The organism is Stenotrophomonas sp. ESTM1D_MKCIP4_1 (assembly GCF_003086895.1).
GTDB lineage: Bacteria > Pseudomonadota > Gammaproteobacteria > Xanthomonadales > Xanthomonadaceae > Stenotrophomonas.
The window spans coordinates 2,587,210-2,609,392 of sequence record NZ_CP026004.1 but is presented as its reverse complement, the minus strand read 5'-3'; the positions used below and the strand labels follow the sequence as shown (position 1 = coordinate 2,609,392).

Genomic DNA, 22,183 nt, shown 5'->3' with positions numbered 1-22,183 from the left:
TGCATCGAACTGTGTTCGCCCTTTCCACGTTTCACCCGCGACGCCCACCCTTTGGTTTGTTGTGGCACAACGGGTAACTGGAACACGACCGGAACGCCCCATGCGGTCCATTGCGCTCGACGAACACGCCCACCTTGCACACCGGGCATCGCTCTTCATTGATCGCCACACCAGACAGGCTCGTCACCTCCACAACCCCGTCTTCCACCAGCTCATCCAGGAAAGGCGAGTGCTTGCCCTGCAGGGTGAACATTGCCACCGACCGCCGCGCACGCGTCAGCGCCACATAGAACAGTCGCCGCTCTTCGCTCAGCGGATAGGTATCCCCATCCGGCATCGCCAGCGACAGCACCGGGTCATCCGCGCGCAGGCTGGGGAATACACGATTCACCATGCCCGGCAGGATCACGTAGTCCGCCTCGCGCCCCTTGGAGCGATGCGCAGTGAGGAACTCGACCTCCATGGTGCTGCCAAAGGACGTCTTCCAATCCACGGGCATGGCACTGCGATCCGCGCGATAGCGTCCCAGAATGAAGACGGTCACGCGCCCGTTGCGCCCTTGCGGCAACGCCCCGGACAAGAGCTGCTGATGCAGCTTGGCCAGGTACTGGCGAACCCCATCCTGCACCTCCTCACGCCGCGTCATCTGGAAGGCCTGCAGCATCGGGCCGATTGCCGGCGTGACAGAGCGCACCGCCTTGGCAACCTGCGAGGGATTGCGGCTGATGAAGCGACTTGAGATATCGCACAGTTCCTGCGGGCAGCGGAAGGTCTGCTCCAGCTTCAGTACCTGCGCATGGCCCATCCACTCGCGGAAACCGGTCATCACCGAAACATCCGCACCGGCAAAGCGATTGATGGACTGCCAGTCATCGCCCACCGCAAACAGGTGGCGGCCCGGTTGGCTGACCAGTGCACGGCAGAGACGGGCGCGGGCGCGCGAGGCGTCCTGGAATTCATCAGCCATCACCAGGTCGTAGGGCGATTCGTAATGCCCCTGTTCCAGGATTCCGGCGGCCATGTTGAGCATGTCCTCGAAGTCGATGTCGCGCTCGTCCGCCAGTGCGTTGTCCCACGCCTGGAAAACCGGCGCAGCGATTTCCAGGAATCGCCGATGGCGTTCCTTGAACTGGTCTTCCGGCATCTGCCTCAGGCGTGCGGCCAGATCGTCCAGCGTCAGGCAGTTGCTCTTGGCGTGGGCGATGAAGGTCCGCATCAGGCCGATCAGATCCGCATCCGGCATCGGCTTGGCGCCCTCGGTGGGCAGCTCGCGGTCGGGGTTGGGGTCGAGCTGGACATCGGAATCGCCAAGTTTCCCGGCAAGGTGTTCCAGGGCGTGGCCGCTACGCAGGCCGAACGAGGTGGTCTCGACCAGCGTGGTGCCTCGCGCCAGATGTTGCTGGCGCTTCCACTGCATGCCTTCGGCGTAGTTGGCAAAGTGCTTCGGCGGCTGGCCATCGGCATCCAGCGCAAAGTGCTCGTGATACAGCCCGGCGTCCGGGTAATAGAAGTCCGGCCGATACTGGCGATGGGTGTCGGTGGCAGTATCAAATTCGTAACGACGTTCGTAGTCGTACGCCACGCCGTTGTAGAACAGCCAATCGGCAATGACGCACTCTTCCAGGCTCTTTACCCGCTCGCCCTGCAGTGTGCGGATGTACGGGGTGCCGTCGCGGTCGTAGCCATCGGCCATCATCTCGGCGCCGAATGGCGGGAGATCGCGCCCGAACACCAGCCGGAACATGTCCCACTGGGTACGGAAGTGGATCGAGCGATCCTTCAGATCGTCCACCAGTTCGGCCAGCTTGTTGAAGCCCTGCGTGGCGTCGATGGCCCATTCGGGAATGTCGGGCTTGCGGCCGGTGGCCTTGCCGATGATGGCCAGGCCCAACGCGTGGAAGGTGCGCGCTTCGACCACGGTGTCGCCCATGCCAAGCCGCTCGAAGGATCGCTGTGCTCGCTCTTCCAGTTCCCTGGCGGCATCCTTGTTGAAAGCGAGCATGACAATACGCTCAGGCTCAACGAAGCCACGATCGATGGCATACGCCGCCTTGGCGACCATCGTGGAGGTCTTGCCGGAGCCGGCCGAGGCGACGACCTGTACGCGATTGTCAAAGCAGATGACCGCGCGGGCCTGCTCCTCCGTCAGTGGCTTGCTTTCCACCCGGTCGAGGAAGTCCTTGGCGAGAACCAGCTCGCGTGTTGCCATGGTGGCGTTGGCATCCGCCCAGAATGCAGGCCAATCCAGCTTCCAGTCCTGCAGGGCTTCCAGTGCCGCGCGATGGCTCTGGGAATGCAGATCGTCGTGGACGTCCTTATCCAGGAAAAGGCGTTCCAGCTCGGCCGGTGAGAGGGGCAGGGTGGGGCGCTCGGCCAGCAACGCCTGTTGCTGCTCGTGGGTAATCCAGCGACGTCCCGCGCTGCCCCGGTCGGTGAGAGCGTCGGCGTCAGCCAGCCATGACTGGATCTGCTGCAGGACATCCTCAAAGAGCGCCTTGCGCCCCCGCGTGGTGCGCACGAAGAGCGCGTGCTGCACGGCGGCTGACAGGCGGGACGCCTCGCGATTGGGCAGGCCATCCACGGACAGCGGGTCACCGTCGTCGGTAAGCAGCGCGACCGTGGCCCAGAACACGCCCGGAATGATCTGCAGGCGCCGGTCGTCATCCAGATGCTGGCGGTAGTGTCTGCCTTCAAGCAGAAGCTCGACATACTCGCCATCCAACCGCAGCCGCCAGTCCGGCGAGCGGGTCACACGCATGCCCCAGGCCGAGGGGCGCCATTCCATAGACATCCAGATACTGCCTTGCGTACGTCACTGGGCGTAAAGCGCCTTTACAAGCCCATGATAAGGGGGCTTGGTCCCGTGCGTGGCAGTTGTGGCCTGGCAACCTGAGCGATCCGCGTCATTGGCGTCACCGGGTCGGTCAATGGCGGCGCGGGCGGTTCACCAGGTAGTGCGCTGAGGCGCGGGAGCCTGCAGAAGATCAGCGTGGCGTGGCGTCAGGTGTCGCGTTTGGCTTGGCAGCATGCGTGGTCAATGGTCTGCCAGAGGCAAGCGTTCCCAGCCATACAGGGCATTTAATGCGTAGCTCGTCATCACATGACGCAAGTGCCGCGACCGCATCCGGACGCGGCATTTCCCTACTTTTCATCCACGAACGAGTGCGCCAATCATCGCCACGCCAAGGCACCCGCCTTGGCCGGGATTGGCGTCCCGAACTTACATGATGCGCGGTGTCGCGGTTGCAGCCTGAGTTGCAGCCGCGACAATGCACTGCCCGCCGGTTCATGGCGGACGGTGCGTGGGGATCATTCGATCCGCCGGCTTCTTGCATCATGTATCCGGCACGCCAACCCGCACCGTCCGCCACCTTGCATCTGCAGGTGGCCACACCGTGAGGTTGCCGCCATGTCTGACCGTCGTCCCGACTATCCACGCCTGCACGCGCTGCTTGGTTCCGCGCTGAAGGATCTTCCCCTCGCCCTCGCAGAAAAGCTGGAAGATGCGCTCCGCGAATCGCCCGAGGACACTGTGCCTTCTGCTTTCCTGGCCCATCTGAAAGGCTATGGCAAAAATCTGCGTGCCGATGGCGAGCGCTGGAGTGAAGTCCGCCTCAGCCCAGGGCGTGCCTTCGATATGGCCCTGGCGACCCGTGGTGCCGCGGGTGTTACTGCGTTGACCGCTGTGCTGCACGCGGCCCACGTGGCGCGGGAGAGCGAGGACCCGGACCACTGTCCGTCGGCGGCGGTGATCGAAGGCCTGTTCAATGCCTGTCACGTGCTGTCGCTGCAGGTTGAGCGCTATCTCGTGCCGTAATGCGGGGCGTTGGCTCAGCGCTTATGCGTGACGCCGCTCCTGCCCGAACCGGTTGTCGTCGCCCGTTCCCGGCAGCAGCATCACCGGGAACAGCACGAACACGCCCAGCGGTATGAAGGCGATCACCGCGTACCAGCCTGACTCGTCGATATCGTGCAGCCGGCGCACGATCGCGGCCAGGGTCGGGATGAACAGGAACACAGTTGCCGTCATTCCCAGCAGGTTGCCGATGACCCGCAGAGTGTAAGCGTGCTCCCCCTGCGGCAGTTCGATGAGGGCATGGCATGCGGCAAACACGGCGAACACGAACAGGAGGTACGACCAGAACTCCGTGCGGTCACAGCGGCCGGAGAAATCAAAGTAGCGCCTGAGCGGCTCGAACGGAGGAGGCATCGGTAGTGGGCTCAATTCATTGAGTGCTGTGTTATCAGGCGGCCGTTGAGCGCATCCTGAACCAAAGCGCGCGTTTGCATGGCCTCACGCGGTCTTTGCAACTTCGCGTCGAGCGATTGCTAAGTTCGCGTGGTACCCACTTCAGGAACTCTGCAATGACCCGGACGTCCCCGTTTGTTCTGTTCGCCCTGTGTGCCATCCCGTCGCTGGCCTTGGCCCAGTCCGACCGTCAGGTGGCCGAAGACATGATCACCCGCGCCGCCAATGTCTGCCCCGGCCACAGCACCGAGCGCACTGCACCCACGGTAAAGAAAGTGCCGGTGGGCGCGCTGCGCGTCATGTTGGACCGTGGCTTGGTGATGTGCCCGGATCGCAGGCTTGATGCCGCTGCGCCTGCGGTGTTTTACGGCCGTGTGGGCGTGTTCGGCTGGAACCCGGACGTGCCGGCGGCGGCGACGGTGGTGGTGGCGAAGATCGACCAGATGACCCGCAAGGATGAGTACCCGGTGGAAACGCTGGTGTGGGATGGGAAAGGCACGGCGTTGACGCAGCAGACGGTGCCGGCGTTTGAACCGCGGCCGGGGGCGGCGGTGTTGTACAAAGTGCGTTGAGCGTGAAGCGTGCCCACCCAGCTGGGCACTTACCGCCCGCTCTGGCCGGCTTCGCTGATGACCTGGGCCAGTTGTCTCAATGAATAGGGTTTACGCAGCAGGGTGAACCCATGGCCGGGATCGCGCGCCAGCAGCTCGCTGTAGCCGCTGGTGAGGATGACGGGCAGCGAGGCATGGCGCTGGCGAATGGTGCGGGCCAGGTCCAGGCCGTTCACGCCGGGCATCACCACGTCGGTGAACACCACCTGGAAGCGGCTGGCATCACGTTCCAGCTCGGCCAGCGCCTCGGTTGCATTGCGTGCCAGCACCACGTGGTACTCGAGTTCGCGCAGCGCTGCCACGGCGAACTCGGCCACGTCGATGTTGTCCTCGACCACCAGCACGCACAGGCCGTTGCCGTGCGCCAGGCCTTCGTGCGGCACGGTGCGCGGCGCGCTCTCGCCACTCTGGCTGAGCGGAAGGTACAGGGTGAACCGTGTGCCTGCGCCGGGCTGGCTGTGTACGTCCACTTCGCCTTCGGACTGCTTGACGAAGCCGAACACCTGGCTGAGGCCCAGCCCAGTGCCCGCGCCGACATCCTTGGTGGTGAAGAAGGGCTCGAAGATGTGATCCAACACCGCCGGGTCGATGCCGGTGCCGTTGTCACTGACGCTGATCGCGGCGAAGTCGCCCTTCATCGGCGCGGCGAAACGCACGGAAGGAACGGCGGTGACACGCTGCACATCGATGCTGACGTTGCCATGGCCGACGATGGCATCGCGCGCATTGACCACGATGTTGATGAGCGCGGTATCCAGCTGGCTGCGGTCCAGCAGCACCTGCAGCGGTGTTTCCGGCAGGGTGATGGCCACCGAGACGCGTGCGCCGGCTACCGTGGTGATGATGTCTGAGAGTGCCTGCACGCTCTCGCGCAGGTCGAACACTTCCGGCGACAGGCTTTGCCGGCGTGAGAAGGCCAGCAGCTGCGCGGTCAGCCGGGTTGCGCGTTCCGCGGCGGCCACGATGGACTGCACGTACCTGCGGCGGGGATCCTCGGGCTGGGCGGTATGCAGCAGCATGTCGGCCGAGCCGGTGATGACCTGCAGCAGATTGTTGAAGTCGTGCGCCACACCACCGGTCAGCTGGCCGATGGCTTCCAGCTTCTGGGCCTGCCGCAGTTGTTCGCGTGCGCGCACCAGTTCCAGGTGGGCTTCGCGCGCTTCCTGGGTGATGGCCGCCACCTGGCGGCTGTGCAGATTGCGTTCGATCACCCGTTCGGTCTGCTCGCTCACCACGCACAGCAGGCCGGCAACTTCGCCATTGGTCATGCGCAGCGGGGAATAGGAGAACGTCCAGAACGTTTCCTTCAGCGTGCCGTCGCGGTTCATCATCAGCGGCAGATTGTGGAAGCTGCGGCTGCTGCCGGCAAAGGCATCGGCGATGGCGTGCCGCACGTCGTCCCATACATCGGCCCAGACCTGCTGCAGGCCGCTGCCCATCGCGCCGTGCAGCTTGCCTCCCAGCATCGGCAGGTAGGCGTCGTTGAAGAAGAAGGTCATCTCTTCGGCGCCCCACGCGATCCAGAGCGGCTCCGGCGAGTCGAGGATCATGGACAGCACGGTGCGCAGTTCGACCGGCGCGGCGGCGGCAGCCGGTGATCGCGCCCAGTCGCTGTCCTGCAGCAGGCGGTAGGCAAGCTGCCCTGGATCGGACGCCGGGAGAGAAAAGGGGAACATGGCCGCTCTGGGCAGGGAGGTGGCACAGCGTAGCGGGTCGGGTGTGTACCCGCTCTGCACGCGATGCGGCGGGTTCAGAGGCGCAGGGTCAGCACGGTGCCTGCTTCGTTGGAACTGGTGACCGCCAGCGTGCCGCCGTGGGCCTTGGCGATCTGCGCGGCGATGTACAGGCCCAGCCCGAGGCCGGAATCCAGCCGGCGTTCCTGCGGCCGTGCGAAGGGCTCGAAGAGGTGCCCCATCTGCGCGGCGGGAATGACGCCCTGGTTGGCCACACTGATCTCGATGCCAGTCTCCGTGCTCCGCCCCTGCACGCGGATCGGCTGGTCGGGGGTGCCGTGGATGGCCGCGTTGATGACCAGGTTGGCCAGCAGCTGGCACAGGCGCGCCGCGTCGCAGACGAACGTCAGGGGCAGCTGCAGGTCCACTTCGCAGCGCCGGCCTGGGTAGGGGCGCATCGCCTCGCGGCAGGCCATCGCCAGCACGCCGGACAGGTCCGACCATGGCTCCAGCTTCAGTGCAATGCCCGTACCCAGCCGGCCACGGGCGAAGTCCAGGGTGACATCGATCAGCTCGGCGATACGGTCGGCGCTGTCATTGATGTGGCCCAGCACCTTCTGCTGCGAATCGCTCAGCTCGCCCAGAGAGAGCAGGTCTGCACCGGCGCGGATGGCCTGCACCGGGTTGCGCAGGTCGTGCGCCAGTACACCGATGAATTCCTCGCGCTGCTTGGCCACCCGCTGCAGTTCGGCATTGGACTGCTCGAACTCGGCCAACTGTCGGCCAACGGTATCGCCCTGTTCCTTCAGTGTGTCGATGGTGCGGGTGTCGGCATCATGGCTGCGTAGGGCGTCGATCTGTGCGGCCACCAGCGCGGCGAGGGCATTCATCGACTGCACCTGTTCCTCGTCCACCGGCTTGGGTTCCGGGTCCAACGTGCAGAGGGTGCCGAAGATGGAGCCGTCGGCCAGCAGCAGCGGCACCGACACATAGCTGCGGAAGCCGTACATGCCGGGCACCGGGCTGTCTTTGAACAGCGGGTGGGTGAGCGCATCGCCGAACCAGACCGGCGCGCGTGACGAACGCACGTCCTTGCAGAAGGTGCGGTTGATATCGAGGATCATGCCGCTGGAGATGCCCAGGCCTGCGCTGTCGATGCTCTGGATCGAGCGCCAGGAGGTGTCGGTGACTTCGCCGACAAGCGCCACGCGCATGCCGGTGATCCTGCATGCCAGGTCCAGCGAGGGCCGGAAATCGATTCGTGAAGGCATGAAGGTTCCGGGCAAGCTACGGTGTAGTGCCAGTATAGCGATGGCCGTATTGCGCGTCCCACAGCCGTAGCGTCCAGCTTGCTCGACTGCACCCATTCCGTAGAGTCGAGCGTGCTCGACTGCTCCCGCCAACAGCAGTCGAGCAAGTTCGACTCTACAAAAGATCGCGCGCCACGCCGAATCGTTCGCTTAACGCTTCAGCCGTCATCGGTCGGGCCAGGGCGAAGCCCTGTATTTCATCGCAGCCCATCGCCTGCAGCCGCGCGACCTGCTCGGCGGTTTCCGCACCCTCGGCCACGGCGGTGTAGCCCAGGCGCTGCGCCAGGCCGATGATGGCTTCGGCTTTCAGGGCGGCACGCGGGTCCTGGACCAGCCGGTCGATCACGGTCTTGTCCAGCTTCAACGTGCTGATGGGCAGTTCGGACAGGTAGCCGAAGTTGCTGTAGCCGCTGCCGAAGTCGTCCACGGCAATGCGCAGGCCGGCCGCGGCCATCTGCCGCAGCTGCTGGCCGGCCGGTGAGTCCACGCGCAGCCACTGGCTTTCGGTGATTTCCACCTCGACATCAGCACAGGACAGTCCCTTCTGTTCGATCGCGCGGATCAGGCGCAGCGCGGCATCGTCCTCGGCCATGTCGCGGGCCGAGTAGTTGATCGACAGCAGCAGGGCGATGCCAGCCTGGCGCCAGGCCAGCAACTGGTTCAGCGCGTTGTCGGTCACCCAGCGGGTGATGCCCTGCATGACCGCCGTGCGCTCGAATACCGGGATGAACTCGGCGGGGCTGACCGCGCCCAGGTGCGGGTGATCCCAGCGGATCAGCACTTCGGCGGCAACCGGCACCAGATCCGATGCGCGGAAGCGGGGCTGGTAGACCAGATGAAACTGCTGTTCCTGCAGCGCAATGCGGGCATCGGTGGCCAGGCGGTAGCCACGGCGCGTGCGTGCATCGCGGGTTTCGGAATACCAGCGGAACGGCGAGCGGCCGCTGATGGCGGCGTTGAGCCCGACCAGCATCCGGCGGATGATTTCATCGGCGCTGTGCTGGCCCAGGGTGATGCCGCAGATGCCGGCATGGAACGACGGCGACATCGGTACCTGCGCGGCCATCATCGGCCGGGTCAACCGCACCTGCAGCTCACCGACGAGGTCTTCCATGGCGCTGGATGAGGCATCCTCCAGCACGAACGCAAAGCGCGCGACGCCCACGTGGTAGACCTCGGCCATGCCGTCGAGCGCTACACGCAGGCGTACCCCGATGCGCCGGATCAGGGTCTCCAGCGGTGCCATGCCCAGCACCTGCCCGGCCTCGGTGGAGGTGGTGGCGTCGAAGACATCGATCAGCACCGCATGCAGGAACGAATCCGGTTCGCGCACGGCCTGCGCCGCCAGGTCGAGGGCGAACTGATGCCGGTCGGGAAGCCCGCTGACCGGGTCGCGTCGCCCGGTGAGGGCGCGAAGCTCCAGCTCGTTCATCGCCGCGCTGGCCAGCGTCTGCAGCTGCCGACGCTCGGCCTCAGAGAACTGCCGGGGCGTGTCGTCCATGATGCAGAACGCACCGATGGCCACACCGTTGCGGGCCACCAGTGGCGTGCCTGCATAGAAACGAAGCTGGGTTTCGCCGGTCACCAGCGGGTTGCTGGCGTGGCGGGGGTGCGCGCGCAGGTCATCGATGACCAGGGTTTCGGGGGCGTCGATGGCCGAAGCGCAGATGGAATCGCGGATATGCGTCTGTGTCATCTGCAGGCCGCGGCGCGAAACCAGCCGCTGGCGATCCACCTCCAGCAGTGAAACAAAGGCCACCGGCACCTTGAAGGCGTGCGTGGCCAGTTCCGTGAGGCTGTCCAGAGCGGCGCCGGAAACCTCGCCCAGGGCATTGAGGCCGGCCAGGGTGGATAGGCGTTCTTGTTCGGGGGAGGGCATCAGGACCACATTGAAACGTACGGGGGGACTGCACGCGCGGAACGGCCGCGGCAGCGCCACCACAATGTCGCGCCGCCGATGCTGGAGGAAGGGGCGCAGGCCGTTGCGTACTGAATGCTTCAGGCCTGCAGCCACATCGTAGGCCGTCGTGCATGCGGGCAGTGTGAGTGCCCGCATGCACATCCGCTGTTGTCAGGCGGCGCGTTTGAGTGCGGTGGTTGCCTGTGCGGTGACCCGGAACACGGCCGCGGCCTGGTCCAGATCGGCGGCCTGGCCCGCCATCGCGCGGGCAGCGGCACTGGCTTCCTCCACCAGTGCGGCGTTCTGCTGGGTGGCCTCGTCCATCTGCGCGATGGTCTGGTTCACCTGCTCGATGCCCGCAGCCTGTTCGACACTGGCCTGCGCGATCTGCTGCACCAGGTGCCCGGTCTGGCCCGCAGCGTCGGTCAGCTGCCCGATGGCGGCTTCGGTCTGGCGGGCGATGGTGATGCCCGCTTCCACCCGGCCGGTGGACTCGTCGATGAGTGCCTTGATGTCCTTGGCCGATGCCGCTGCACGCTGGGCCAGGGTGCGCACCTCGCTGGCCACCACGGCGAAGCCGCGGCCCTGCTCACCTGCGCGGGCCGCTTCCACCGCGGCATTGAGGGCCAGGATGTTGGTCTGGAACGCGATGCCGTCGATCAGGCTGACCATCTCGCCGATCCGCAGCGAGGAGGCATTGATCTGGCCCATCACCTGCACCACGTCCTGCACGGCCTGCGCCGTCTGCTGCAGGGCTTCGCCCGCGCTGCGGGAGGCTGCATCGGCCTGCTGCGCGTGCTCGGCGTTCTGCCGCACGGTTGAGGTGAGTTCTTCCATCGAGGCAGCGGTTTCTTCCAGGTTGGCCGCCTGGCTCTCGGTACGCCGTGACAGGTCGGCATTGCCGGCGGCAATCTCATCGGACGCGCTGGCGATGGATCCGGACGCCTCCTGGATGCGGCGGATGATGCCGGCCAGGTTCTGCGCTGTGCGGTTGGTATCGCGCTGCATGGTTGCGAACACGCCCTGGAAATCGCCGTCGATGCGGCGGGTGAGGTCGCCCTCTGCCATGGCGCCCAGCACCTTGGACAGGGCGCTGAGGCTGCCGTCGGCAGTGGCCATCAGGCGGTTGAGGTCTTCGATCATGCGGCGGAAGTCGTGCTGGTAGGCCGTGGCATCGCCGCGCACGCTGAAGTCGCCGGCCGCCGCCGCCGATGCAAGGCGCTGGATGTCCTGGTTGATGGCATGCAGGCTGGCCTTGGCGGCGTCCATGGATTCGTGCAGCAGCGCACGGCTGCCGGGCAGGCGCCGCGCATCGCGGCTCAGATCGCCTCGGGCGTACTGGTTCAGCACCTCGATGGCATCGACGATCGCGTCCAGGTGCTCGAACACCATGGTGTTCATGCCCTGTGCCAGTTCGCCGTACACGCCGGGGAAATCCACCGGCATGCGGTGGCTGATGTCCTCGGCGGCGTGCTTGTAGATCATCAGCTGGGTCTGCTGCGAGAAGCGCTGCAGCAGGCCCACCATGCCATCGGTGGCGCGCAGCATCTGGCCCACTTCGTCGGGGCTGTCATCCTGGTGGCGGATGCTGAGGTCACCACGGGTGACCGCGTTGATCGAGGCCTGCACCTGCGCCAGCGGGCGGGTGAGGCTGCGCGAGATCAGCCATGCGGCGATGATGCCCAGGCCCAGGCTGATGATGCCGAACAAGGTCAGCAGCGCAGTGGTGCGGGCGGCCAGGGATTGCATCTCGCGGGCGGCTTCGTTGACCAGTGTCTGCTGCAGCTCGGCGAATTCGGTCAGTGCGGCATTCCAGTCAGCGGCAGCGGGGCCGGCGCGGGTCAGCAGCTGGGTGTTGGCCGCATCGAAATCGCCGGCCAGCATGGCGGCATCCAGGTTGCGGTTGAGTGCAAGGGTCGCCTGCTGCTTCTGCGCGACTTTCCTGCGCATGGACTCGGCCAAGGGGCTGGTGGCCGGGCGCTCGGTGAAATGGGTCCAGATCCCGTCGTATCGGTTCGACATCCCCTGCAGCTTGGCGAGATCCTGCTGCAGTCCGTCACCGCGCTTGATCAGCATGTCGCGGCGCAGGAGCAGCAGTTCCTTGTTGAGAATGAGCATGTCGTACAGCTCGCCCATGCGGGTCACGCGGACGTTCACCGCGTTGTCGAACTGCTGCCGCTGCTGGTAGTTGCTGTGGAGGGCGATCGCAAGAATGGTGGCGATCAGAAGAAGCAGGATGGAAAAGCCCGCAGTGAGGCGGGTGCCAACCTTGAAGCGGCGCAACGTGTTCATTTTGTGAAATCCGGTAGTCGTTGTAGGCCCGACTGCCGGGCGTGTCTGCGCAGGAGAGAATCCCGGCAAGCAGTAGACCGGTAGCGGCCGCGAAGGCCGAAGCTTTAGCGCCGCGAATGATTTTTTTCTGGAAGCGCCTGGAATTCAGGCGATGCAGAGCACGAACACGGCCGACAGTGCGAGCATCAGCACGAACACGCGGCGGCTGAGGGCCAGGCAGGCCAGGCCGGCGGCCAGTGCCCACGCACCGAGCAGGATGCAGGCCAGCAGCCAGATTCCCATGCCCATCAGCGAGCCGTTGACAAGGCCGGACAGGGCAAGCGCCTTGAACAGAGCGACGCCCAGCAGGCTGCCCAGCATCCCGGCCTGCAGGGCGACGGCATCATGGCGGGCAGGGGCAGGGCGGTCGTGCATGCAGTGCACTGTGCCGCACGCCACATCCACGCCGTGTGTTTTTTGCGGTTCAGCAACGGGGTCAGATCCCTTTCCGCAGGAAAAAGGCTCTGACCCCGTTGCGCGAAGGAAACACCCCTGGCTCACGCGTCGTCGTCCAGCGCATCCCCGTCCCAGTCCGGCAGCGCGCCGTCAGCACGCAGCGCGTCCGGGTCCACGGGCTCAAGCAACGTGTAGTCATCGTGCCTGGCATCGCGGACGGCGAGGCCTACGTAGTACGCCTCCAGTGCGGGGGTGCGTGCACGCCGACGCAGCTGGGCCGGCGTGTTCAACGTGCCCCGCAGCCAGTCCGCAGCAGCGGCCGGGTCGAGGAACACGGGGCCGTCAGGAGACAGTGGCTCCGGTATGGCGGAGTTTTCGTCGGTCAGGATTGAAAACGTGTCGCGCTGCTCGCCCGCCTCATCCTGCCAGTGTTCCCATAGTCCCGCTGCCAGCAGGGCTACGCCATCCTGGCGTTGCACGAACATGGGCCACGGCGGTCGCCGCTGGCGGTCCCATTTGAAGTACCCGGTCATGGGCACGATGCAGCGCCGTTTGTTCCAGGCATCGGCAAACAGCCGGCTGCGGGGTGCGCGTTCCAGCCTGGCAGTCACGGTGGTGTAGGGCGTGGAGGGTTCCTTGGACCAGCGGGGCACCAGGCCCCACTGCATTTCCGCAACGACCGTACCGGCGGCATCGTTGGTGGCGCCAGCAGCCCACAGCCACGCCGCGCCTTGTTTGCCGATGTTGTAGCGTGCGTCGGCGGTGGCAAGGGCATTTGCCACCGGGCCGGGCAGTGCTGCAGGAAAGCTGTCTGCGTCGACGAAGGCCTGCACGAAACGCCGCATGCCGGTCCTGTGGCCTCAGCGCGATGCCTGCGTCCGCAGCACTTCGTGGCCGCGCGGGGTCAGGTCGATATCGCCGTCTTCGGCCTGCACGGCTAATCCGGCGGTCACCGCCCAGGTGGCGTCATTGCTGTCCACTTCGTCGGCTTCGGCGATGGTCTGCAGAATGCGAATCTGCCTGTCGTTGAGACTCGGATGCATGTTCATACGCCCAGTCTCATACGCCCAGTACGCGCGGCAGCGGCCAATCGGCCACGCGCGCATTGCTCACCGCCTGGTGGCAGCCACAGTCATCGCAGCGGAACAGGGTGCCGCCGGGCAGATGCAGCAGGTTCCCTTCGGTGGACGACGTGGTGGCGTCGCAGTGCTTGCAGGTGACCGTCAACGCGGTGATGCGTTCGATGCCGCCGGCCATGTTGAAGACGGCCTCGAAGGCGCGGATGGCGAAATGACCGGTGTCCGACATGGGCAGGGAGGGCAGAGAGAAGGTGCATGCATCGTCACACTTTCCCCTGTGACGACACCGTCAGCCCGATGCGGCGGCGGGGTCAAATCCGCCGTGGGCGGCGCAGCCCCTGCCAGCGGCAAGGACTGCGACCGCGGAGGTTCAGGCGGTCCTGCGGCGGCGGTCCACCAGCACGGACACGCCCCACAGCACCAGGCCGCCGATGGCCGTGGCCGCGCCGACATAGCCGGTGCTGGCCGGGCTGAAGCCGGCGCTGATGGCCATGCCACCCAGCCACGGGCCCAGCGCGTTGGCGGTATTGAAGGCCGCGTGATTGGACGCGGCAGCCAGCGTCTGCGCCTCGCCGGCCACGTCCATCAGGCGCGTCTGCAGCACGGCGGCCAGCGCGCCCATCATGCCCACGGTGATGATCATCGGCCCAATGGTCCACACGGACTGCGCGGCCAGCGGATACAGCAGCAGCATCACGATGGACCACACCAGCACCACGGCAGCTGCCTTGAAGTGGAACTTGTCCACCAGCCAGCCACCGGCGATGTTGCCGATGATGGCGCCGATGCCGAACACGCCCACGGCGAGCGGCATCCACGATTCGGCCACGCCGGTCACCTGCACCAGGGTCGGCGCGAGATAGGTGAACACGCAGAACATGCCGGCAAAGCCGACCGCGCCGATGGCCAGCGCCAGCCACACCTGGGTGGTGTTGAACGCGCGCAGTTCACGCATGGGCGAGGTGCGCACTTCGTCCGGATCGGGCAGCAGGAAGCGGGCGATCATCACCACCGTGGCGATGGCCAGCACGCTGACCAGGGCAAACGCGGTGCGCCAGCTCAGCTGTTGGCCCAGCCAGGTGGTCAGCGGGTTGCCGATGAGGATCGCGATGGACAGGCCCAGCAGCACCCGCGACATCGCCTGGCCACGCTGGCCGGCCGGGCTGATGGCTGCGGCCACCAGCATGGCCACGCCGAAGTAGGCCCCATGCGGGAGGCCGGCCACGAAGCGCGCGATCAGCATCGTGCCGTAATTGGGGGCCAAGGCGCTGGCCAGGTTGCCCACTGCATAGAAGCCCATCAGGGCCAGCAGCAGCTTGCGGCGCGGGAACGAGGCGCCGATGAAGGCCAGGATGGGGGCACCGACCACCACGCCGATGGCATAGGCGCTGATCAGGTGGCCGACCTGGGTTTCACTGATCGACAGGCCACGGCTGATTTCCAGCATGAGGCCCATACTGGCGAATTCGCTGGTGCCGATGGCAAAGCCGCCCAGCGACAGGGCAAGGATGATCCAGGTGCGCTGACGCGGTGTCAGCCGCGCGGCCAGGGAGGAGTTGGGGCTCATGCGGGGGCGGGCAGGGGCGGGGAAGCCCTCCATTGTACTGCTGCACTGCAGCAGCGGCACCCGCACCCAGGTAAAACAGTGTTCGATGGGTGGAGGGTTACGCCGTCCCACCCGACTTAGCGTGTGGCGCCAGGGGCTGCCAGCGCGGCAGCGGGCCACAGGTGTTCATGAAGCGCTGCAGGATCTGCTCGGCGCTCTCGCCGTAGGGCGGCGTCCAGTCCGGCGTCCCCTTGTCTGTCCAGGTGTCGTAGGCGTCAGTCTCCATCTGCGCTTCGAGTTCCTGGGAAACGATGCTGCGGATCTGTGCCAGTGACTGCAGCACCTTCTGGCTGTGTACGAAGAGCAGCAATGCGGCAGCTTGTTCAGGTTCTTCGCTGAAACCGGAATGGATGCGATCCAGGCCGCACACCAGGGTGTCCAGTTCCTCCCCGGCTTCCATCAGCAGCGCAAGGCGCTGGCGTGGCGTGGCTTCATCGCGCCCGGCGTTGTGGCTGTAGCGCGGCGGGTGCAGCGGGGTACGGCGGGCACCCAGGGCAGCCAGCGCATGCCGGTACTTGCCACGCAAGCGCGCTGCGGTAGCCGCATCCAGCGCGACCAGGCGGGTTTCGTCGGCGTTGTCGGCGATGTCGGCCAGCTTTACCTTCAGCGCCACCGGGTCGGCCGCGATGCGCGCGTAGTAGGTGTCGGCGTCGGGCGCGCTGTTGCGGCTCATCAGCTGGACCGCATGCTGGATCGGGGCAGGGAAGTCCGCCACGCGGCCCGCGTGCCCGGCGCAGTCTTCCACCACATCGTGCAACCAGGCGACGGCCTGGGCGGTTTCGTCATCCTTGATGGCGGCCGCGACGCGCGCTACATGTTCGATGTAGGGGCGCCCCGCTTTATCCTGCTGCCCCGCGTGGGCTTCGTTTGCCAGTGCACGTGCCTGTTCGACCCAATCCATCATCGCCTCCTGCAGGTAGAGCATGAAGTATCGCCCAACGGCGGTGGTGTCGAGGTTCATCCGTGGCCGGTCTGGTCGCGGTGTGCCGGCTGCTGGACAATGAGGTCCACTGCACTGAACGGATTGCCACGTGAATTACCTCATCCGTCCTGAAACACCGGCCGACACCACCGGCATCCATGCGCTGACGGCCGCCGCTTTCGCCAATGCCGAGCACAGCAGCCATACCGAGCAGTACATCGTGGACGCACTGCGTGCACGTGGCGAACTGGCGGTTTCGCTGCTGGCGGTGGACGACGGGCTGCTGCTGGGCCATGTGGCCGTGTCGCCCGTGGCGATATCCGATGGCAGCGATGGCTGGTTCGGCCTCGGCCCCATCTCGGTAGCGCCGGCATGGCAGGGGCGGGGCATCGGTGCGGCACTGATGGGCGCAGCGATCGAAGCGCTTCGCCAGCAGGGTGCGCGGGGCTGCGTGCTGTTGGGCGAACCGGCGTACTACGGCCGCTTCGGCTTCCGCGCCGAACCGGGGCTGGTGCTGCCTGGCGTTCCTGCCGAGTACTTCCAGGCGCTTTGCCTGCAGCCGCCGTTGCCACAGGGGGAGGTGCGCTATTCCCCCGCGTTCGAGGCCACGTCCTGAGCGTTGGGCGCAGCAGGCGATGCCGTGTGCCCGCCTGGGCTCAGGGCGTTTCGTCGTCTGCCATTGGCACCCACGGCACCGGCTCGGGTTCCGGCGGCGGAATGCGCCGGCCACCGATGTGGGTCAACAGTGCATTGGTGCGCTGCTGTTCGGCCAGCAGCCGGGCCAGCAGCGAGCGGCACGAAAAGAGCGCGAAGGGCACGAACAGCCACACCGCGCCCATCACCACCATCAGCAGGCCCCACATCACTTCGCCTGGGCGCATCGTTCGTCATCCATGTCGAGGGAGTGCAACGCTAACACCCCGCGAATGGCGTGTGGACGTGCTCAGCCACCGTAGCGCAGATGGATCAGCGGATACGGCCGGCCCTGGCCATCGAGCGGCGAGCGGCCGGTTTCCACGAAGCCCCGGTGCAGATAGAAACCGACGGCCTGGGTGTTCTGTGCGTTCACATCGGTGCTGAGGTGCGGGTGCTCGGCCAGCGCCTGCTGCAGCAGCAGGCTGCCCACGCCGGTACCGCGCGCGGCCGGGTCGATGAACAGCGCTTCCATGTGGCTTCCATCGAGCAGCATGAAGCCCTGTGGCTGATCCTCGGCATCGACGGCCAGCAGCAGCGGCGCCTGCGGCAGGAAGGCGGCCACCTCGGCATCGATGGCCTGGCGGTCTTCGGCGCTGAGGAAAGAGTGGGTGGCATCGACCGAACGGCGCCACAGATCGACCAAAGCGGCGCCTTCGTCAGGGCGGCAGGGGCGGAGTGTGGGCATGTGACTGTCCAAGGTGCTTGTGAAGGCCGTGCAGTATGCCGCTGTGCGAAGCGACCTTGCAGCCAACCGGCAATGGCGTGCAGCGCATCTGAAGTAAACTGCCCTTGGCGCTGCTGGCCGCCGTTGAACAGCCCCGACGCGGGAGGAAACCCATGACCGATACCCCGCTGGCTGTGCCTGTACACGACACAGACGAACGCTGGATGCGACACGCGCTGGCCCTGGCCGAGCGCGCGCAGCACGAATTCGATGAGATTCCGGTGGGCGCGGTGCTGGTGGGCGCCGATGGCAAGCTGCTGGGTGAGGGCTGGAACCTCAACATCGCCTCGCACGATCCCAGTGCGCATGCCGAGATCGTCGCGATGCGCGAAGGTGGGCGGGCACTGGCCAACCATCGGCTGATCGGCAGCACGCTGTATGTAACGCTGGAGCCGTGCGCGATGTGCGCAATGGCCATCGTGCATGCGCGCGTGGCGCGGCTGGTCTATGGGGCCAGCGATCCCAAGACCGGCGCCTGCGGCAGTGTGTTCAACCTGCTGGGCGATGGACGCCACAACCACCGCGTGGAGATTCACGGGGGCGTGCTGGCCAAGGAGGCCAGCCTGCGCCTGACCAATTACTTCCGGGCCAAGCGTGGCAAGCCGCCGCTGCTGCTGGAAGACCATGCCGGCGAGGGCTGAGCAGCGAAAGGGTATGATGGGCGCCTCTTTCCTTTACCGGCCGGCCGTGCGCCTGCCCAGCAACGAGGCGACACGATGGTGGAGAACGGCGCGGCCAACGAACGACTGATCTGGATCGACCTGGAAATGACCGGGTTGGACACCGACAACGATTCGATCATCGAGATCGCCACGGTGGTCACCGATGCGCAGCTGAACGTCCTGGCCGAAGGCCCGGAGTTCGCCATCCACCACTCGCTGGAAACGCTGGAAGCGATGGACGAGTGGAACCGCAACCAGCATCGTCGTTCTGGCCTGTGGCAGCGCGTGCTGGACAGCACCACCACGCTGGGCCAGGCCGAGGCGCAGACCGTGAACTTCCTCGCGCAGTGGATTCCCTCGGGCGCTTCGCCGATGAGCGGCAATTCGATCTGCCAGGACCGCCGCTTCCTGCACCGTCAGATGCCGCGGCTGGAAAAGTACTTCCATTACCGTAATCTGGACGTGTCCACGGTGAAGGAACTGGCCAAGCGCTGGGCACCGGCTGTGGCCGCCGGGCTGACCAAGAACAGCAACCACACCGCCCTGAGCGACGTGCACGACTCGATCGCCGAGCTGCGCCATTACCGCCAGTTCATGGGCGCGCTGTCGGGCCTGCCGACCGCCTGAACAACGACGCCGGGCATGGCCCGGTGCTACCGGGTGACACACGAACGGGTTGTGCCGGCCGCTGGCCGGCAATTCGGCGGCGTTCGCAATGTGTATCGGGTTGCCCAGCGGCCGGCTCCACCTTTCGTTCAACCGCAGGGCGCTACTATCGGCCCCATGAACGAGCCGATCCTGCTGCCGCGCGATATCGCCCACGATGCCCGGGACTGGGCCGACCTGCAGCGGGCCGTCGCCCTGCTGGAGGCGCCGACGATCACCGCGCGCATGGCCAACCTGGTGGGCACGCCGCTGGAGTTCGCGGTGAAGGCGCTGCCCCGATCCATTTCCGGCCGCATTCACGGCGCTGTGGAAGCGGCACTGTCGAAATCCGCGCAGGCCGCGCTGTGGAGCATGGGCAACACGCCGGGCAAATCGGCATCCACCCGCTGGCACAAAGTCGCGGCGGCGACGTCCGGTGCTGTTGGCGGTGCGTTCGGCTTCGCCGCACTGTTCATTGAGCTGCCGGTGTCGACCACCATCATGATGCGTGCGGTGGCCGACGTGGCCCGCAGCGAAGGCTTTGACCTGTCGCAGTTCAGCACCCGCCAGGCCTGCCTGGAGGTGTTCGCGCTGGGCGGCAATTCGCCGCGCGACGATGCCAGCGAGACGGGTTACTACCTGGCGCGCGGGTTTACCACCGATGTGATGCGCCATCTCTCGGCGGAGCTGGCCGGGCGCGTGGTGACGGGGCGCGATCTGACCCTGGGCGTGGCACCGAAGGAGGCCGGCAAGCTGCTGGCCAAGCTGGTGGAGAAGGTGGCCGCCCGCTTCGGCGTGGTGGTGACCGAGAAGTTCGCCGCCCAGGCGGTGCCGATCGTGGGCGCTGCGGCTGGCGCGACCCTCAATACGATGTTCACCGATTACTACCAGGACATGGCGCGGGGGCATTTCATCGTGCGCCGCCTGGAATTGAAGTACGGCGAGGACGTGGTGCGCACCTGCTATGACCGGGTGGCGCAGGGTGCTGCCCGGATCGAGCCGACCCTGTAGCCGCGTAGCGTCGACCGTTGGTCGACTGCTTCGGAAAGCCCGCGCTGCGCGCGACAGTCGACCAACGGTCGACTCTACCCCTTGCCTTCACGGCGCAACGGTTTTGCCCAGGCGGTGCCGATCGTGGGTGCTGCCCGGATCGAGCCGACGTTGTAACCGCGCACCGCTGGTGCGGCCTGCATCCTTGCCTTCACGGCACAACTGTTTTGCCCATGCGCGCCTGTTGCGCGCGGCGGTGCATCCCCATTCTTGCGGTCAGTCCCCCGCAAGAGAATTGCGCCATGTTGTTCACTCCCCATGCCCTGGGCGCGCTCGCCCTGCCGAACCGTATCGTGATGCCGCCGATGACCCGCTCACGCGCGGCGACCGGCAATGTCGCCACCGCGCAGATGGCGCAGTACTACGCCCAACGGGCCGGCGCTGGCCTCATCGTCAGCGAGGGCACCCAGATCAGCCCGCAGGGGCAGGGTTACGCCTGGACCCCAGGCATCCACAGCGAGGCGCAGGTGCAGGGCTGGCGCACGGTGACCGAAGCGGTGCATGCCGCCGGTGGCCGCATCTTCGCGCAGTTGTGGCACGTCGGCCGCGTGTCCCATGTGGCGCTGCAGCCGGGCGGCGCGGCACCGGTGTCGTCGTCGGCGCTGCTGGCCGACGGCGTGAAGGTGTTCGTCGATCCGACCGGTGCGGGCCCGGAAGCGGGCGTGGGTGAGATGATCCAGCACTCGATGCCGCGCGCGCTGGCCGTAGCGGAGATTCCGGGCATCGTGGCCGACTACGCGCAGGCTGCCCGCAACGCACTGGCGGCCGGCTTCGATGGCGTGGAACTGCACGGCGCCAATGGCTACCTGATCAATCAGTTCATTGATTCGCAGGCGAACCAGCGCACCGATGGCTATGGTGGCTCGCTGCAGAACCGCCTGCGCTTCCTGCGCGAGGTGGTGCAGGCGGTGGTGGACGTTGCAGGTGGGCAGCGGGTGGGCGTACGTCTGGCGCCGCTGACCACCCTGCAGGGCGCGGTGGATGACACGCCGCAGGCGACCTACCTGGCCGCCGCGCACCTGCTGGGCGAGCTGGGCGTGGGCTATCTGCATATCGCCGAGGCTGACTGGGAAGATGCCCCGGTGATGCCGGTGGCATTCAAGCAGGCACTGCGCATGGTCTATCCCGGCACTCTGATCTACGCCGGCAAGTACACCGCCGAGCGTGCCGAGCAGGCGCTGGCTGAAGGTTGGGCCGACCTGATCGGTTTCGGTCGGCCGTTCATCGCCAACCCGGATCTGCCCGAGCGGCTGCGCGTCGGGGCGGAATTGAACCCGCCGGATCGCGCCACCTACTTCGGTGGCGGTGAAGCGGGGTTCACCGATTACCCGGCGCTGGAAGAAGCCGTCGAGGCCTGATGTCGGTCGGTGGTTGCCGGCCAGCATCGGATGAGGTAGGTGCCGACCGTTGGTCGGCACGCCCGGTTGGAAGTCAGGGCCTGTCGCGCACCAACGCGTCGGCCTCGACCACGCCGCCATCCTTGCCATGCAGGTACAGGTGCATGTCCTGCTGCGGGTACGGAATGTTGATGCCGGCCTTGTCGTAGCCCAGCTTGAGCTGTTCCAGCAGGGTGACCTTGGTACCGAAGTGATCGGCGGATTTGACGTAGCAGCGGATGCCGAGGTTGATCGCATGCGCACCCAGCTCGTACACCACGACGTCCGGTGCCGGGGTGGCGAGCACGCGCGGTTCGGCCTTCATCAGCGCCAGTGCCGTATCGCGTGCGAGCTGGATGTCATCGTCATAGCCAATGCCGATCACCAGTTCGACGCGGCGGGTCGGCTCGGCGGTGAGGTTGATGATGGGCGCGGCGGTGATGAGCGTATTGGGAATGGTGGTGTGCTGGTTGTCCGCGCCGGTGATGACAGTCTGGAAGATGCGGACTTCACGCACGGTGCCGGTCTGCCCGGCCACGGTGACCACATCACCGACGCGGAACGGACGCAGGGTCACCAGCATCACGCCGGAGGCGATGTTGGACAGCGAATCCTTCAGCGCCAGGCCCACGGCCAGACCCGCGGTGCCGAGTACGGCCAGTAGCGGTGAGATCGGGACGCCCAGGGTGGCGATGGCCAGCACGACGACGATGACCAGCGCGGCGGCATACACCACGTTGCGCATGAAGCTGCCGAGCATGGGGTCCACCCCCATGCGCGAGGTCGCGCGGGGCATGGCATTGGACACGCGACGCGCGATCCACACGCCGATGAGCAGCACCACGATGGCCGACAGCAGCGGCACGCCGTAGGTTTCCAGCAGGCGTTCCCAGTTGAGCGAGTGGAACCAGGACGTGGCGGCGGGGACGGACGGGGCAGCGGCGGCGATCATG

General features: G+C 66.3%; 22 protein-coding genes. 7 read left to right on the top strand and 15 right to left on the bottom strand.

What is annotated here, in order from left to right:
- Positions 1-31: 31 nt before the first annotated feature.
- Positions 32-2,785 (bottom strand): UvrD-helicase domain-containing protein, encoded by a 2,754-nt coding sequence (locus C1924_RS11970; RefSeq protein WP_108765499.1) that lies wholly within the window; start codon positions 2,783-2,785, stop codon positions 32-34.
- Between the two features lie 624 nt (positions 2,786-3,409).
- On the opposite strand from C1924_RS11970, the gene C1924_RS11965 reads away from it, so the two are divergent.
- Positions 3,410-3,817, top strand: a complete 408-nt coding sequence (locus C1924_RS11965; RefSeq protein ID WP_108765498.1) for a hypothetical protein — start codon at positions 3,410-3,412, stop codon at positions 3,815-3,817.
- A gap of 21 nt (positions 3,818-3,838) precedes the next feature.
- On the opposite strand, the gene C1924_RS11960 is transcribed toward C1924_RS11965, so the two are convergent.
- Entirely contained in the window at positions 3,839-4,210 is a 372-nt protein-coding gene (locus C1924_RS11960) for a DUF805 domain-containing protein (protein ID WP_108765497.1), read from the bottom strand.
- 155 nt (positions 4,211-4,365) lie between these two features.
- Here C1924_RS11960 and C1924_RS11955 point away from each other — a divergent pair, with 155 nt between their 5' ends.
- Positions 4,366-4,821 carry a hypothetical protein gene (locus C1924_RS11955; RefSeq protein WP_108765496.1) on the top strand — a complete coding sequence of 152 codons (456 nt, stop codon included), beginning with the start codon at positions 4,366-4,368 and terminating at the stop codon, positions 4,819-4,821.
- A 29-nt stretch (positions 4,822-4,850) separates the two neighbouring features.
- Here C1924_RS11955 and C1924_RS11950 read toward each other — a convergent pair whose 3' ends face one another.
- The 10 genes from C1924_RS11950 to C1924_RS20580 form a co-directional block, all read right to left on the bottom strand.
- A complete protein-coding gene (locus C1924_RS11950) occupies positions 4,851-6,536 on the bottom strand; it encodes a PAS domain-containing sensor histidine kinase (RefSeq protein WP_108765495.1) in 1,686 nt (561 codons plus the stop codon).
- Between the two features lie 74 nt (positions 6,537-6,610).
- Positions 6,611-7,804, bottom strand: a complete 1,194-nt coding sequence (locus tag C1924_RS11945; protein ID WP_159094795.1) for a GAF domain-containing sensor histidine kinase — start codon at positions 7,802-7,804, stop codon at positions 6,611-6,613.
- Positions 7,805-7,958: 154 nt separating this feature from the next.
- Complete coding sequence (locus C1924_RS11940) at positions 7,959-9,722, bottom strand: sensor domain-containing phosphodiesterase (protein WP_108767050.1); 1,764 nt, start codon at positions 9,720-9,722, stop codon at positions 7,959-7,961.
- 192 nt (positions 9,723-9,914) lie between these two features.
- On the bottom strand, positions 9,915-12,035 hold the full coding sequence (locus C1924_RS11935) for a methyl-accepting chemotaxis protein (RefSeq protein WP_108765493.1): 2,121 nt from the start codon (positions 12,033-12,035) through the stop codon (positions 9,915-9,917).
- Between the two features lie 144 nt (positions 12,036-12,179).
- Positions 12,180-12,449 carry a hypothetical protein gene (locus tag C1924_RS11930; protein WP_108765492.1) on the bottom strand — a complete coding sequence of 90 codons (270 nt, stop codon included), beginning with the start codon at positions 12,447-12,449 and terminating at the stop codon, positions 12,180-12,182.
- 122 nt (positions 12,450-12,571) lie between these two features.
- Complete coding sequence (locus tag C1924_RS11925) at positions 12,572-13,315, bottom strand: SOS response-associated peptidase family protein (protein ID WP_108765491.1); 744 nt, start codon at positions 13,313-13,315, stop codon at positions 12,572-12,574.
- Positions 13,316-13,330: 15 nt separating this feature from the next.
- Entirely contained in the window at positions 13,331-13,513 is a 183-nt protein-coding gene (locus C1924_RS11920) for a hypothetical protein (RefSeq protein WP_108767049.1), read from the bottom strand.
- A gap of 16 nt (positions 13,514-13,529) precedes the next feature.
- Positions 13,530-13,778, bottom strand: a complete 249-nt coding sequence (locus tag C1924_RS11915; protein ID WP_108765490.1) for a hypothetical protein — start codon at positions 13,776-13,778, stop codon at positions 13,530-13,532.
- 141 nt (positions 13,779-13,919) lie between these two features.
- Positions 13,920-15,116: an MFS transporter gene (locus C1924_RS11910; RefSeq protein ID WP_108765489.1), complete on the bottom strand. Its 1,197-nt coding sequence runs from the start codon at positions 15,114-15,116 to the stop codon at positions 13,920-13,922.
- A 97-nt stretch (positions 15,117-15,213) separates the two neighbouring features.
- Positions 15,214-16,116 (bottom strand): hypothetical protein, encoded by a 903-nt coding sequence (locus tag C1924_RS20580; protein ID WP_254051133.1) that lies wholly within the window; start codon positions 16,114-16,116, stop codon positions 15,214-15,216.
- A gap of 70 nt (positions 16,117-16,186) precedes the next feature.
- On the opposite strand from C1924_RS20580, the gene C1924_RS11900 reads away from it, so the two are divergent.
- Positions 16,187-16,693: an N-acetyltransferase gene (locus tag C1924_RS11900; protein WP_108765488.1), complete on the top strand. Its 507-nt coding sequence runs from the start codon at positions 16,187-16,189 to the stop codon at positions 16,691-16,693.
- A gap of 40 nt (positions 16,694-16,733) precedes the next feature.
- Here the strand turns inward: C1924_RS11900 and C1924_RS11895 are convergent, their stop codons facing one another.
- Both C1924_RS11895 and C1924_RS11890 read right to left on the bottom strand, forming a co-directional pair.
- A complete protein-coding gene (locus tag C1924_RS11895) occupies positions 16,734-16,958 on the bottom strand; it encodes a hypothetical protein (RefSeq protein ID WP_108765487.1) in 225 nt (74 codons plus the stop codon).
- A 62-nt stretch (positions 16,959-17,020) separates the two neighbouring features.
- The gene (locus tag C1924_RS11890; protein WP_108765486.1) at positions 17,021-17,458 is read right to left on the bottom strand and encodes an acetyltransferase; all 438 of its coding nucleotides are present in this window, start codon (positions 17,456-17,458) and stop codon (positions 17,021-17,023) included.
- A gap of 152 nt (positions 17,459-17,610) precedes the next feature.
- Between C1924_RS11890 and tadA the strand changes: the two genes are divergently transcribed.
- The 4 genes from tadA (at position 17,611) to C1924_RS11870 (ending at position 21,212) form a co-directional block, all read left to right on the top strand.
- A complete protein-coding gene (tadA, locus tag C1924_RS11885) occupies positions 17,611-18,138 on the top strand; it encodes a tRNA adenosine(34) deaminase TadA (RefSeq protein WP_108765485.1) in 528 nt (175 codons plus the stop codon).
- Positions 18,139-18,213: 75 nt separating this feature from the next.
- Positions 18,214-18,786, top strand: coding sequence for an oligoribonuclease (gene orn / locus C1924_RS11880; protein WP_108765484.1), 573 nt, complete (start codon positions 18,214-18,216; stop codon positions 18,784-18,786).
- 156 nt (positions 18,787-18,942) lie between these two features.
- Positions 18,943-19,815, top strand: a complete 873-nt coding sequence (locus tag C1924_RS11875; RefSeq protein ID WP_108765483.1) for an EcsC family protein — start codon at positions 18,943-18,945, stop codon at positions 19,813-19,815.
- 281 nt (positions 19,816-20,096) lie between these two features.
- Complete coding sequence (locus C1924_RS11870) at positions 20,097-21,212, top strand: alkene reductase (RefSeq protein ID WP_108765482.1); 1,116 nt, start codon at positions 20,097-20,099, stop codon at positions 21,210-21,212.
- A gap of 73 nt (positions 21,213-21,285) precedes the next feature.
- Here the strand turns inward: C1924_RS11870 and C1924_RS11865 are convergent, their stop codons facing one another.
- Positions 21,286-22,182, bottom strand: coding sequence for a mechanosensitive ion channel domain-containing protein (locus tag C1924_RS11865; protein ID WP_108765481.1), 897 nt, complete (start codon positions 22,180-22,182; stop codon positions 21,286-21,288).
- Position 22,183 lies beyond the last annotated feature (1 nt).